Source organism: Paraburkholderia fynbosensis, assembly GCF_902859935.1.
Classification (GTDB): Bacteria; Pseudomonadota; Gammaproteobacteria; order Burkholderiales; family Burkholderiaceae; genus Paraburkholderia; species Paraburkholderia fynbosensis.
In genome coordinates this window covers 1-13,733 of the sequence record NZ_CADIKI010000021.1, presented here as the reverse complement: position 1 = coordinate 13,733, position 13,733 = coordinate 1, and the positions used below count along the sequence as shown (strand labels likewise).

Annotated in this window: 9 protein-coding genes and 1 riboswitch; of the genes, 6 read left to right on the top strand and 3 right to left on the bottom strand. The window is 54.1% G+C overall.

What is annotated here, in order from left to right:
- Window positions 1-110: 110 nt before the first annotated feature.
- Window positions 111-278, bottom strand: a riboswitch (yybP-ykoY riboswitch).
- Window positions 279-712: 434 nt separating this feature from the next.
- Window positions 713-1,432 carry a hypothetical protein gene (locus HV770_RS28670; RefSeq protein ID WP_175164937.1) on the bottom strand — a complete coding sequence of 240 codons (720 nt, stop codon included), beginning with the start codon at window positions 1,430-1,432 and terminating at the stop codon, window positions 713-715.
- Window positions 1,433-1,522: 90 nt separating this feature from the next.
- Here HV770_RS28670 and HV770_RS28665 point away from each other — a divergent pair, with 90 nt between their 5' ends.
- The 4 genes from HV770_RS28665 (at window position 1,523) to HV770_RS28650 (ending at window position 8,439) form a co-directional block, all read left to right on the top strand.
- Window positions 1,523-1,798 (top strand): helix-turn-helix transcriptional regulator, encoded by a 276-nt coding sequence (locus HV770_RS28665; protein ID WP_175164936.1) that lies wholly within the window; start codon window positions 1,523-1,525, stop codon window positions 1,796-1,798.
- A gap of 17 nt (window positions 1,799-1,815) precedes the next feature.
- Window positions 1,816-2,673 carry a replication initiation protein gene (locus HV770_RS28660; RefSeq protein WP_246291271.1) on the top strand — a complete coding sequence of 286 codons (858 nt, stop codon included), beginning with the start codon at window positions 1,816-1,818 and terminating at the stop codon, window positions 2,671-2,673.
- A gap of 926 nt (window positions 2,674-3,599) precedes the next feature.
- Window positions 3,600-4,316 carry a site-specific integrase gene (locus tag HV770_RS28655; RefSeq protein ID WP_175164935.1) on the top strand — a complete coding sequence of 239 codons (717 nt, stop codon included), beginning with the start codon at window positions 3,600-3,602 and terminating at the stop codon, window positions 4,314-4,316.
- Window positions 4,317-5,115: 799 nt separating this feature from the next.
- Window positions 5,116-8,439, top strand: coding sequence for an NACHT domain-containing protein (locus HV770_RS28650; RefSeq protein WP_175164934.1), 3,324 nt, complete (start codon window positions 5,116-5,118; stop codon window positions 8,437-8,439).
- A 643-nt stretch (window positions 8,440-9,082) separates the two neighbouring features.
- Here the strand turns inward: HV770_RS28650 and HV770_RS28645 are convergent.
- Both HV770_RS28645 and HV770_RS28640 read right to left on the bottom strand, forming a co-directional pair.
- Window positions 9,083-9,571: a 3'-5' exonuclease family protein gene (locus HV770_RS28645; protein WP_175164933.1), complete on the bottom strand. Its 489-nt coding sequence runs from the start codon at window positions 9,569-9,571 to the stop codon at window positions 9,083-9,085.
- Window positions 9,572-10,401: 830 nt separating this feature from the next.
- Window positions 10,402-11,850, bottom strand: coding sequence for an IS1182 family transposase (locus tag HV770_RS28640; RefSeq protein WP_175164932.1), 1,449 nt, complete (start codon window positions 11,848-11,850; stop codon window positions 10,402-10,404).
- A gap of 288 nt (window positions 11,851-12,138) precedes the next feature.
- On the opposite strand from HV770_RS28640, the gene HV770_RS28635 reads away from it, so the two are divergent.
- Window positions 12,139-12,906, top strand: coding sequence for a toll/interleukin-1 receptor domain-containing protein (locus tag HV770_RS28635; protein ID WP_175164931.1), 768 nt, complete (start codon window positions 12,139-12,141; stop codon window positions 12,904-12,906).
- A gap of 2 nt (window positions 12,907-12,908) precedes the next feature.
- Window positions 12,909-13,463: a hypothetical protein gene (locus tag HV770_RS28630; protein ID WP_175164930.1), complete on the top strand. Its 555-nt coding sequence runs from the start codon at window positions 12,909-12,911 to the stop codon at window positions 13,461-13,463.
- Window positions 13,464-13,733: the final 270 nt, after the last annotated feature.

The following is a 13,733-nucleotide window of genomic DNA, read 5'->3' as shown; positions in this document are numbered from 1 at the left end:
AAAGCACGGCTGCTCGCTGGATGATGAGCCGATGCGCAAGCATGCGGGCAATATGTGGGGATTCTTGACGGAAACCTACGGTGATTCACAGGGCAACTCCACGGTCGGACGTATGTGACGAACCAATGACGCACCGCCACCCGTCCGACCAGAACGAGGCAGTACGTCAATGGTCTCGCCAAACCGAACCGGTCGAACGCGCCATGACCCACAGGCCAAGTATGTTGACACGCTCTCCTTCAAAGGATGAAGGAAGGCTACTCCCCAGTGACCGGGGGATTCTAATCGCAGGCGCCGCTTTCAACAAGCTTGTGCCGACATGTCAGCGGCAGCGACGCGCGTTGGATTTTCGCGCCGTGGGTAGGACGACGGGGATTGCGAATGTGGAAATGCGAGTCGATAGAACTGAGGTCACGCCAGATCGACGACTGCGATATGCGACGAACTCAAGGATGCAGCAGAGACGGGGGGATGAAACGAGAAGAAACCAGCGCCGAAATTTCGGCCAGAATTGGTGCGCCCGGCTGGGATCGAACCAGCAACCCCTGCCTTCGGAGGGAGAAATCGCCCAGTTGTACGCAAGGCCATGCGCAACTAACGTTTTGATTATACTAATTTTTTAATCGGTATAGCTCTCGTCGTTTCAGCTCGTCTTCGTTCGCATTAGTCGCGAACTCCGCCACTTTTCCGCCAGAATACCAGTCGGGCATACCTATAGATAGCCAAAATCTCCAACGAAGACTCCTGCCTCTTCGTCCCAAGTCGCATTCGCCACTGGGACAAGGCGCGATGGATATGGAGCGTAGGGTGTACCACCATCAGTTATGAGGCATAGCCTGTCCGGATCATTGAGGTTGATAACTAGATCGCCGCGCAAATCAACATCGAGGGTGCCATCAGCAGCTGCCGACATGAATCTATGTTTGTAATCCTCGCAGTCCATTACTAAGCAACGAAGCGCTTCAATCTTCTGCAGCCAAACAAGCATTACGGCTTCAACCTCCTCTGGGGTGGCCTTCAACAGTTTCTTGGGTCTCCCGTTCTCGGTCACTGGGAAAAGGCCCTTCCGCAGTCGAGCGACGCCATCGGAGAAGATCTTCCAAGCCTCGTGGCGACGAGCGAGATAAGTTTCAATTTGCGAGGGTAGAAGCCGCTCTTGTACGAGCGGCCCCAATCCAAATTCAAAGACAAACTCGTCGCTTAATTGGGCATCCCTGTAGGCATCTCCCGATATTTGAACGAATTCAAATTCCTGGAGGCCACGCGTCGTCTGGCAAACCATCGAAGCTATCTTGCCGCCTTCGAGTCCTAAGCGCTGTTCGGCCAGAGCCTGAGTTCTCTTTGCCTTCCCGACAGGTTTCCAGAGTTCCTTACCGAGCCAGTAGGTCGACGCCTTTCGGTACTTGGTACTGCCACTGCGGGGCTTGGTCATCTTGAAACCCTTGTTTATCCGTCATTCCCGACAAATGCCGGCGCGCCGAACATCTGAAATCAGACTACCTGATTCATATGGAGCGCGCAAATGCCGATCGAGGAAACTGGTTCTGCCAGTGATTTTCGCGTCACGTTCGCACAGCTAGACCCGAGCGCACTGATCTCGCCCAAGGAGTTCGCTTGCCTTCTCGGCATCACCCCGGGCGCCTTCTACCAACGGAACATGCACGGCGAATTTCCTCGCCCTGCCATGAGCCGAAACCGCTGCGTGCGTTGGCGTGCGGCTGACGTCCGCGAATGGCTGAATGGTCTTAATACGGCCTCGAAGCGCCGGGGGCCACCGCGTAAGTCGGACATCCGTTAGCGCGGGAAGTTATCGTTGTGACCAAAGACCACTCCGACTTGCCCGTCGTCGCCTTCGCATTGGAGTGCGACGGCGAGACGTCGATGGGAAATCCGAAACCACGGCGGGTCAAGCTGAAGGCGTCGCTGCACGCGCGGTCAATACGGTCAGATCTCCATCTTTCTGAGAGGCATGTAACGCTCAGGAACGACCTTGTAGCCGCGTCACATGGACTCAAGACGCTGGCTGAACAGCGGGTCGTGAAGTCGTGTGCGGCCAAGCTCGACAGTGTGCGGCTCGATCAGGGGCGCTACAAGATAACGCTCTCAGCCGCAGAATATGCGGAGACTTTCCGCATCGATCCGAACACCGCCTACGAGCAGTTGAAGGTTGTGTCGAAGTCACTGCTCGACCGAATGATCCGGCGCGAGGAGCCGACCAAGCGCGGCCTCAAAATTCACCTCGATCACTGGGTCAGCGGCATCACTTACCACGAGGGTGAGGCGTGGATCGAGCTGCGCTTCAGTCACGAGGCCACGCCCTACCTGACAATGCTGCGCGGCAATCACACCACCTACTTGCTCAAACAAGCCGCTGGCCTCCGTTCGATCTACTCATGGCGGCTCCTTGAAATGCTGATGCAGTTCAAAGACACCGGGTGGAAGCGAATCGACCTCGAAGATTTCGCAAAGGCGATGGACGCCAAGCCCAGCCATGTCAAGAACTTCAAAGACCTCCGGCGATGGGTAATCGAGCCGGCCGTGACGGAGCTGACCGACAAGGACGGCTGGCAAATCAACTGGCAACCAATCAAATCGGGGCGAAAGGTTTCGGCACTGCGTTTCGATTTCAAACGCGATCCGCAAGGACGCTTGGATATCAACAACTGTGAATAACGCCCGGCTTTTCTCCCATTTCGCCTGTGGATGGCACCCGGAAACTCTCCTACTCGCCCGGCCAGTCTCCCAATTCACCCGGAAAGTCTCCCATTTATGCCCCGGAAACCCCTACCAGATAAGTCTCTGCCGCGTTTACAAACGTAGACAAACGTATTACAAACCGCGCGCGCGAGGCGGTGCGCGCCCTGCACGTTGCTACGCCCCGGCAAGCGGTGGCAAAACCGGCGCTTCGCGCCTTGACGGCCCCCAAACACCATTAGCCTGCAGTGGCCTGTCCGGATCGCCCGCCCGCAGCGCGGCCGGCGCTCTTCCCACGCCCTACGGGCGGCGGTTCCCGTGCGCCTCGATCCGGGCGCGACGGCGCGCGCGAGACGCGATCGTGTATCGATCGCTATGGCTTGCAGGGAAGAGGCTGAGTAGCGCTTCTAACTTGGGCAAGCCGCATCGCGGCGCGTCAGGCCGAAGGCAATCGCCGCGGGGAGCCGGTGGGCGGTCGCGGGACGCCGGCCAGCGACGCGGGCCGGCGCTGCCCACGCCCGAAGTGGGGTGGGCAGCGCAACCGTCCACGGGCGGGCGCGAGTGCGCCACGAGCCGTCGCATACCGGCTGATCGACACCTCGCCATGCACGCGCTCTCACTCGACCAGACCCCGTCCCATGCCGACTTCCAACCTGCCGAAACCATGTCGGTCTCTTGTCCGAAATTCATGTCGGACAAGAGGGGGCTTGGCGTTTTCCGGGCACAACTCAGACATGCGAAAGACATGGCGAGTTGCGCCCGGAAAACGCCAAGCCCACACCCCTCAGGGGTCGAGATGCGAAGCAGATCGGGGGTGGTTCTTGGCAGATTTCTGACCGCATGAGAGATCAAACTGAGACGGTCACCGAACTGGCCAGAATTTAATTCACAAGGAGGCAAAAGGAATGGGGAAAGCGAAGAAGCCGGCACTCAAATCGCTGCCTGCAAGCTGGCGTGAGGACATGTGGGCGCGCGCATTCGAACCTGAATGGCGGCAAGCTCGGCCCCAACTGCTCCCAGCCTTGGCAGTACTCTGGTTAACTGGTTGCCGTCCCGCCGAAATCGAGCAAGGCGTGCGCATGCTGTTGCGTAACGATCTTCTAGTGATTGAGGTGTCAGGGGCGAAATGCACAGATGCCGGTGGGCGTGAACGCGGCCAACCCAAGCGGCACTATGCGTTCAAGATAGATGCCGATGCCAACCTGGCATTGACGTTCTTGCGAACGCTGGTAGCGCAGAACACTGTCAACGGCACAGGGCAGCGGCAGATTAGCCACAACGCAGATTACTTGTACAACAGCGTCGTCGCTCTCGGGAGAAGTGTATTCCCCGCGTTGAGAACGCGGGTGAGTCCATATTGCTTCCGCCACCAAGTTGCCTCGGATCTAAAGGCTGACCCCGACGTCCTGTTGGAAGACGCGGCTAAGTTTATGGGGCACCTCTGCGATTACAGCATCGGCAAATATGGTCATGCGATTCACGCACGAAAAGGCGGAGGACGAGTCAAGGCTCTCGCCGTTCAGACATCCCGGCCGATTAAGCATTCGCCGAAGGTCGATCGCCTAGCGCGCTTCAAGATCGCTAGCGCGAAGCGACGCGATCGGAATGAGAAGCCCAGTTAACGTCCGGGTGGGGCGTGCTCAGTCCGCCCGACGGGCGGCTGCGTCATGGATACGTTGTTGGCAGCGCATAGGCTGCTGCTGCCGCCGGTTCAGGGTGCAAGAATGCGTCACAGACGCGTTGAACGCGCGTCGTCTGGAAAGTGGCGTGTCGGTCCGCTCAGTTGAATGCGTCAAAAGTGCGTCGTTTGCGACGCATTTTTGACTGCGACCGACCGGCATATTCATGGCACTCAAAGTAGTCGCGGGTCATTCGGGGCGCTTCGGCGGGCGGAAGGTGCGACCAAATAGCCTCGACTGCCTCGAATTGCGACCGGCAAGCGAGTCTTGCGCATATGGCTCATCCAGCAAAGAAGCTGGGGTAGGGGCAGCCTCGCAGTGTCTACTGAACACATTGTGCTTACAATTCCTGCTGATTTCGCACACGAAATTGTCGATGAGCTTGTCGGGTCGCTCGATGCGGTCCGAACAGCAAAGTAGCACTGGTCAAAAGTATCGGGGGCTGGTCGAGGGCACCGCTGACTCCTGCAGCTGGTGCTCGTAACGACCCCAAATAAAGGGTAAAGTTATCTGAAAAAAGCGTGTGGGGAATGTCGCTGCATTGCCTCAATGGGGCTGGCGTGACATCCACATGATGAGCATGAACAGTCAATATCTCCTATAAAAGTGACCTATGCCTAAAAGCTCTCGTCTACCCGCTGTATTGCCGTTAACAAGCACCCTACCCTTGGGGACAGAGAGCGGGAAAGAATTCGGCCGAATCGTCGGACTCCTTTTACTTAATGAAGCAAAAAAGTTAGGCATGGAATTTTCGCTGTTCGATGATGCCGCGGGGGATTTTGAAGGATTGGACAGCTATTCTCGAAAGAGCAAGTCCAAGGAAGTCATTGGATATCAATATAAATATTTTCCATCTCCATTGTCTGATAATCATCGGGCGGAGATAGCTTCATCTTTGACAAATGCCACAAAGAGGGCAAAACGACTCAAACTACAAAAATGGGTTCTTGTCACACCCAATGATTTTACAAATTCGGGCCGACGGGAAGGTGGCGGCGATGTGGACTGGTTCGAAAGTCTAAGAGAAAAATTCAAGGAAAAATTCGAAATAGAACATATCGGCCATTCTAAGCTCGTATCCCTATTTATGCAGGCGCCGCATCTCAGTCTTTTTTACTACCCTGAATTGGTGGTTGACGGAATGACGCGGCGTAAAACCATACAAGAGATCCGGACGTTATATAATCAACAAATGAAAAACCGATATGGACGTATCGAGTTTGTCGGTATGTCTGTGTACAAGGACGAGACATCAAGACGTGTCCCGTTAGAAAATATATACATTCCACTTTCGGTTCTTCCCGAACGCTCGCCAGAGGAGGTTGACGACACGCCTCGCGTTGACCCCGTTACGCTGCTTGCTCCGGGTGCAAGAAGTATAATACTGGGTGACCCGGGATCGGGAAAATCCACGCTACTGGCATTTTTGGCATTGGTCGGAATTGCCGAGTCACTGCAAACGCGCTGCGGGAAAGTCAACGATAATCGACTTACGATTGTGGTGACGTTACGCCGTTACGCTGACGAATTGAAATCGAACGCAAACCTCTCGCTTCTGGAGTATGTTTTGGATGTTGCAAGGGCCGATTTTAGCATTCCGGCGCTAGATATTTCATTTTACGAATTCTATTTGGAGAGCGGGCAAGCCGTCATTTTGTTTGACGGTTTGGATGAGCTTCCCGGCACCAGGTATAAATCGGTGGTTCGAAAGCGGATCGAATCATTTTCGACTAGTTATCCAGGCAACACCATAATAGTAAGCTCTCGGCTTGTAGGATACGAGGCAGAGATCCGCTTTGATGAAACGTATGGGCACTATCGAGTCGCAAAACTTCGCCCGGCAGAGATTGAGAAGTTCATTTTGGATTGGTACGCGGCTAGAATTGAGGATGACGTTGAAAGCAAAAGAAACGCTGCTGACCTGATTCGTGTCATAAAGCATACGGACAGTGAATCCATTCGTGATCTCGCGCGAAATCCCCTATTACTGACTATTGTCACGCTAGTCCATAGAATTGATGCCGTTTTACCAGATCAGCGAGTCATTCTGTATCAGAAATGCACAGAAACATTATTAAACACGTGGTATAAGGCTAAACGGCGAGATGAGGAGGCGGTAAAGGGGCGCGTCGAACGCAGAAATCGTTTGCGAATAGAGGCCATCGCATATTGGATGCAAAAACGGAGTCTTGGCGCTCAGGGGCGCTCGGTTGTTTCGCACAATGATCTCCTAGCGTTTCTTACTGATTACATAAACGAACGCGAACGTCCAAAAGAGACCGATGATCCAGCAGAGGATCAGGCCGAGATTTTTCTTGGGTTCATAAAAAACGCCGCGGGATTACTTATCGAAGCTGGAGACGGGCTCTATAGTTTCATTCATTTGACGTTCCAAGAGTACTTGTGTGCCACACACCTTTCGGCGTTCGGAGAAGTGAAAGGGGCGCAATCAATTTGGGATGAACTTGGTGGCGAATTGCAGCATCCTCGATGGCGCGAAGTCGTTCGCCTACTGGTGGCGAGCTTAAAGTCTATACAAGGACAAAGCTTTTTTGTACAAAAATTAGTTGACGGCAATAAGAAGCATCTCAGCCGAGACGCTGTTTTGCTGCTTATCGGCCTATTGAAGGATGCAATCGAACCCGCAGAGGAATTTTCCGCAGATATTTTACTGCAGGCATTTGAATGTTTGTTGACATGTAACGAGTCTAATGATGTGAGGGCGATAGAAGGGGCGCTGCGCGCTTGGATTGACAAAAATGTTGAGAACAAAGCACTCGCCGTTCAAATTCATGACGAATTCTATGAATCCGTAAGCGTTCGACGCAGACTGGATGCGGTATTGATCCGCGCAGGCATGGAGTTGCCGCAGCTCTCGGACGAGCAGAAGTTAAAAATTAGTGAGTCCGGCCGAGGCGCGAATTCTTCGATTGCATTATTGAAGGGAATAATATTTGACCCGCCCATTCCATCGTTGAATCCAGAATTTGCAGAAGCTCTCTTTGTGGCGAGCATGGTCTTGGCTTTCGAAAGCCCAGACACGAACCTTGCCGGAGTGATGCTTTTTTCGATGTCGTTGATTTTGAAGCCGGAAACCGCAGCGCGCCGTTTATTTGATCGCGAGTTTGGCGTGCTCGCCAGTGGCGCCGCAGGACCGCATCGGGATAATGGTCGAAATATCGTATCAATTGCACTTCCGTTTTTGGATAATATTAATCCCACGATTTATCGTGCTTTGCGCAACTCGTTTGTTCCGGGTCGCCCCCGCACCCCTAAGCAGGAAATTCAACAAAATGAAGAAGGTGGTCGGATATTTGAGGCCGCATTTTTCTCTCGCTTGTACTCCAAAAGCGTGAAACATGCACGTTCCGATAGTGAGGCGGCAGGTGTGCGACGCGCGTTCGTTTGGACGCGGCGTGCAGACATGATGAAAATTCCAAATACTTGGCGCAAGGCGACCAGTGAAGCGCGCAAGAAAATCGACCGCTCGGAGCTGCCAATTATTCGCAGCGCTTTCCGCGAGAAAATGGATTCATCCCCCGACGTTTTTTGGCGAATGGTTTGCGCATCTGATGTGTTTTCCGTCTATCTCATGGAAGCAGTTTTTGCGTGTGCCGGCCTCAAATCGAACGTGCTCTGGAGCGAGGCTCTTCGGGCTTCGCTGGTTGCGAAAGTACCGCTGACGTTCGCACGCTATCTTCAGTTAGAGGAGTGGACTCGGCTGGAAAAGGTCGTCCATACAGGTGAGGCGAGTGAACAAGATCTTGATCTTGTTGCTTGGTTGTTAACCTTTGATATTTGGATTTGGAATAACCGCGGTTATGACCGTCCGGAACATTCGCCTTTCGATATGCTTTCTAAAAATGCTTCATTCGTAAATTATGCTCCGATACAGCTGGCATTAGCTGCGCGGGACGTGGCGTATCGGACCGCGGGCGCGGAGGATCGATTTCTGGCACACATGGCAGAACGAGGAACACCCATTAGTGACGCCTTGGTTGCCGCGGGTTGGCTCGACACAATCCCTCCTCGATCGCCCGGAAGAGTTCGAAAAAAAAGTGCGTGACTTTCATGCCGAGCAGTCGTGGTCCGCGTTAAGGAGCGCAACCGGCGTACGTCTGAGAGCCGCACAGCGCCCTTTAATAAACTTTAATAGGTACGGCTCACTTGTCGAGCGTTCGCGAGAAATGAATCTTGTTAGCTCGTTGCTTGTGAGCTTTTTCAAAGCCTTCGGTGCAATTGCCCCTCGTGATGCCTGTATCGGGCTTAAGTTTACTCTGCTTCAGGCGGATTCAGATCGGGCAAAGAACTCGCCTTCCCAAGTCGGCGCTCAGCGCGATTTGAAGTCCGGCACTGGCTGCTGCGGCAAGCTGAATGAGTTTCCGTGGGCCAAAATTCAACTTGGCATAATAGCGCTTATGTCAGATTTGAGCGGCTGCACGTCATAGAAATGACGTTGTACGTAGTCATGAGTCGGATTGCCACAGCGCGACGATCGGCGGCGAGGTTTCCGCAACCGAGGTCGCGCGCAACTTCGAGACGTCTTCATACGGGCGTACGTCGCGAGGTTATCTGGTCGCGCAGGCGGTGCTCCGCGATCGTCCATTCCTTCACGAAAAGGATGGGCAACGGGCGAGGGTGCCGCGCGCGCTGCCGACCGGTGCGGTGCAGTACTTTCCGATGCGGCTGGTTCCGGCGGTAGGTTCAATTCAGGCTCCCTTGTGTGCGTCGATCCACGCCAGCCAGCCATACCGGTAGGCTCTTGCGTCAGCGAGCGCGTGATGCACGCGACGGTCCTTGCGGTAGTAATCCTGCACTGCGCGGTCATAGACTGTCGTATCGATTAGGGGGCGTAAGTCGTAGTATCGATCGGCGAGGTTCGCAGGGCGATCGGGGCCAAGCAGGTCGACCAAGAATCGAAAATCGGTTTCCGAGTCGCATGCGGCCTGCACGGTGCGCGGCGAAGCGGCAAGCCAGCTGCGAAGCGTTGCGCGTGCCTCGGCGCGTGTCGTGCCGGGTTTGTCGAGCAACGGCAGCACTTCCCGCTGCACGAATGCCGTACAGTCATCGATCGCCCATGTGTCGGCCAGCTCGACATAGAACTCGCGCGAGCCGTCCTCAGCCACGAGGGCGAGGCTGACGAGTTTCGGCGGTCGTTGACCCAAGCCGGTGTATTCGGTGTCTAGAAAGAGCAGCATGGGTTAGCGCCGAGATTTTTTGCTCGCCACCCAGCGAGGAACGCGAGCCGTTCTTCGTTCGTGAGAGTGCCGGAGTGGCCCTCCACGAGGACGCTCGTTATTCCTAGCCTGTCGCCTTCCGGCGTGCCGGGTTCCGGGTCTCGATCGACCAGCGCCGACACTTCTGCCAGCGCCGTCCGATAGTCATCTTCAGTGTGCAGCGGTCGAATGTCCATTTTTGCCCCGAAGTGTCGCATGCACCGAGTGTAGCGGCCCCGGCCTGGCCACAGTCGCGTGATAAAGGCGTTATGCCAGGTGACTGTGACGACATGAACCGGATGTCCATCGGACTGCGCGCAACCGTGAGGTTATTTGGTCGCGCCTGCGCAGTTGTCGGGTGACACGGAAAGTGAAAACTGCGCCCGGTAAGTGAAAAAGCGCTGCCGCAGATAAAGAAAAAAAAATTCCGACTTGTAGGGGAAAGAAGACACCCGATGACCGGGCGTCTTCTCTGACAGGCAGGACGCCAACGGCAGCCCGTACTGCCCCACTCCGCTGGACCCTTGGCCCGCTTTCGACCCACTCCGGTCAGATAGCTTTCCCCGCAACGGTCAGTTAGCAAACTCAGGTAGTTCGAGCTGGAGCGCCAATTGGCGGTCGTTCGCGGGCTCACCCAATCGGCCGAGGCCGTGTAAAAACGCGGTCATCGCCCACCTCAGTAGGGGCGCGCGCGACTTTCCCCTGCGCGCATTTTTCAAAGCACCGGTTCGAGCGTTGCGGGGTGCAAAAGCGCTCGTCACGCCAAGGTTAGATCGATCGTCGCGCGCGGTCACCATTCTGCTCACCTGGGTTCACGCGCCTGCCAGCCTCATGGCACGCATCGCCTTTTCGAACCCGAGGATCCTGATGACACGCTTGAAGTTGTATGCCAACACGTGCAAGCTCATTTCAGTCGCAACACGACTGATAGTGCGTGTCTGGAAGTGCGTCGAACCCATCCAGTGCTTCAGGGTACCGAACACGTGCTCGACAGTACGGCGACGCACGGTCATTGCATTTGGCTGACGATCCAGACGGCGCTGCATCGCTTCAAGCACATCTTCATGCTCCCAGCGACGGATGCGCCGATAATCGGCCGGCGTGCACTGGTGTTTAATCGGGCAACGTGGGCAGGCGCTGCTCCAGTATGTACGCAGCGTCAGCTCACCGCGCTCGACGGAGCTATACCGGTAAATCGCCCGTTGCCCCGCTGGGCATTGGTACTGATCGTCTGTGGCGAGGTAGATGAAATCGCCACGATCGAATCGTCCGTCAGCCTTCGCGCCCGAGGTTAGTGATTTGGGCACCAACGCGGCGATGCCCGCCTCATCGCACGCCTTGATTTCGGGAGCATTGAAGTAACCGCGGTCGGCGAGCGCTTTGACTTTTCTCTTCCCCATGGCATCACGTGCAGCCTTTGCCATCTTGCTCAATTGTGAACGGTCACTGCCAACGTTCGTGACTTCGTGGGTGACGATGAGATGATGTTTGGCGTCGACAGCAACCTGCACGTTATAGCCGACGACTCCCGTTCCCTTGGCTTGCGAAATCATCGAACGTGAGTCGGGATCGGTTAGCGAGACCTGCTTTTCCGGCAAATCCTTGAGCAGTTCTCCTGCTCTCTTCAGATCACGCATCTGTTCGCGGAGTGTGTCTATCTTCTCTCGTAACCGCTTCGTCTTCGCTTCGACTTCGCCCGGTTGCGTCCGGTCCGCGGTTTCGAGCGCATCAAGGTAACGCTGAATGCTTTGCTCGATTTGCTGCTGGCGTCTTTCGATCTTGTTCGGCGTGAAGTTCCGGTCGCGGCTGTTAACTGCCTTGAATTTGCTGCTGTCGATGGCGACGATAGCCTGCGTGAACAGCTTCAGATCCCGGCACAACGTCACAAATCGCCGACATACATTGCGTATGCCTTCGCCGTTGCTTCTGCGGAACTCCGCGATGGTCTTGAAGTCGGGCGCGAGTCGGCCAGTCAACCACATGACTTCAACATTGCGCTGACACTCACGTTCAAGTCGCCGGCTTGACTGCACTCGATTGAGATAGCCGTAGATATAGATCTTGAGTAATACCGCTGGGTGGTAAGACGGCCGACCCGTGATAGCCGGTGTGGTGCCTTCAAACCCGAGCGAGGCCAGTTCGAGCTCTTCTACGAACGCGTCGATGATTCTGACTGGATTGTCCTCTGTGATGAAATCCTCAAGACATTCTGGAAGCAGAGTAACCTGCTTGCGGTCTTCACCTTCGACATAACGCCCCATCGTCGCCTCTCATCGAAACGGGTTCATTAAGTCTAGGTGATCACTCGCGTTTTTGCACGGCCTCGGCCATGAAGAGACATTCGCTTGCAAAACAAAAGCGTTCGCGTTGGGTGCTGCATCGAAATGAATCAGGCGGCTGGCATTAACGACGCCCGGTGCCTTGCTGTCGTTATATAATCCGCACCTGTTTCGCTGTCTCTCCTAAAATGCATGCGGACATCGACCAAATCTGAACAACTACGAGCTCTTCGCACGTGTTGAGTTCTTAGGATATAAAAAGGAAGATCTATGTATCGGGGATTCAATGTTTCAAATTTTCACTTTCCAACAGCGGCCGAAGAATACCAAAAAATAGGCCAATTGATTTTCGATGCGGATCGGACGGCAATCGAGAATAAGATCGATTCTTTTAAGGATTCAAAAGGTCATCTGGTCGCCAGTAAGATCAGCGCAAAATGGTTTCCGGAAGTAAAGGCTGACATTTTTCTGTCGCATTCACATCAGGATGAGCGGCTGGTTATTCAGCTTGCAGGCTGGCTAAAAAATAAATTTGGATTGACTTCGTTCATTGATTCAACCGTTTGGGGATACTCCGAGACGCTACTTAAGATGATCGATGACCAGTACTGTCAAGACAAGAAAACTGGTATATATAGTTACCAGAAGAGAAATCAGACAACTAGTCATGTCCATATGATGCTGACTATTGCGTTAGCAAAAATGCTAGATTCGTGTGAGTGCGTGTTTTTCATTAATACGCCAAAATCCATTACGCTGAATGACAATATTGGAAATTCCGGTTTCACTATGTCCCCTTGGATATATTCGGAAATTGCAATGACAGGCTTGATTCGAAAGAGGACTAAGGACGAGCATCGAGGAAGACGCCTCGTGAAGGCAGCCAACGAGTCATACACCTTTGACTCGGTTGATGTTGCATATGACGTCGACTTAAGCCACCTTAGTCCCCTGAGTGCCGACGATCTCAGTGGTTGGAGCAAATCAACCAATGCAAAGAGCGCGCAAGCACTCGACAAACTCTATGAGTTGAATTAATTATGGAAGAGGCGAAGATCGCTTACCTAGGGTTTATTCAAGGCGCCATAAATCGAATGGCTGGGAACGTTTTTATCGTGAAAGGCTGGTCAGTGGCTCTAGTCGCGGCCATTATTGCCGTTACGTCCGACGCGAAATCTGGATTTTATATTGCGATCGTGCCGGTTTTGCTTTTCTGGTGGCTAGATGCATATTACCTTAGGCACGAAAGACTTTACAGAAAACTGTACGAAATCGCCTCCACGGCCAATCCTCCAGTTACGTTCAGCATGGACACAAGTGTCTTGAAAAACAGCTTCACATCGACCTTCGGAACAATGTGGGCGATTGCGGTTTGCCCATTTTATCTGCTGATCATTGGCCTGTTGATTATACTCGCGATCAAAGGGTCGTTTGCGGAGGCAGCGGAACATAAAAGCGACGCTATCCAATCATCCGTGTCGCGAGAGACGTATATAGTCTTACTTCCCGACAATCCCACGCTGGGTATGTCTAATCACGCGAAATTTCGATTTCAACTGCCGATTGATCAGATGTCGGATGCAAGAGGGAAATGACCATAGTGATGATGGCGAGTCGGCCTTCCATATAACTCCCGACCTTAAAGCTAGAGTAATAGGTGTCCGGTATGGGTCGATTTGGTGCGTTCGCCGTAGGCCCGCGTTCGGCCAATAAGGGCCCTTCGTGCCGACTCTGCGAACGTCGGCTCGCCTTCTGATTGTGTTGAAAAAGTCTTGTTTTGGCTCGAAGCGCTGAAGTCCGCGGCACGTTTTCGAGTTGTGGTGATCGGCGAAGCGGCAAACTTGAACGAGGCAACGATCCCCGTT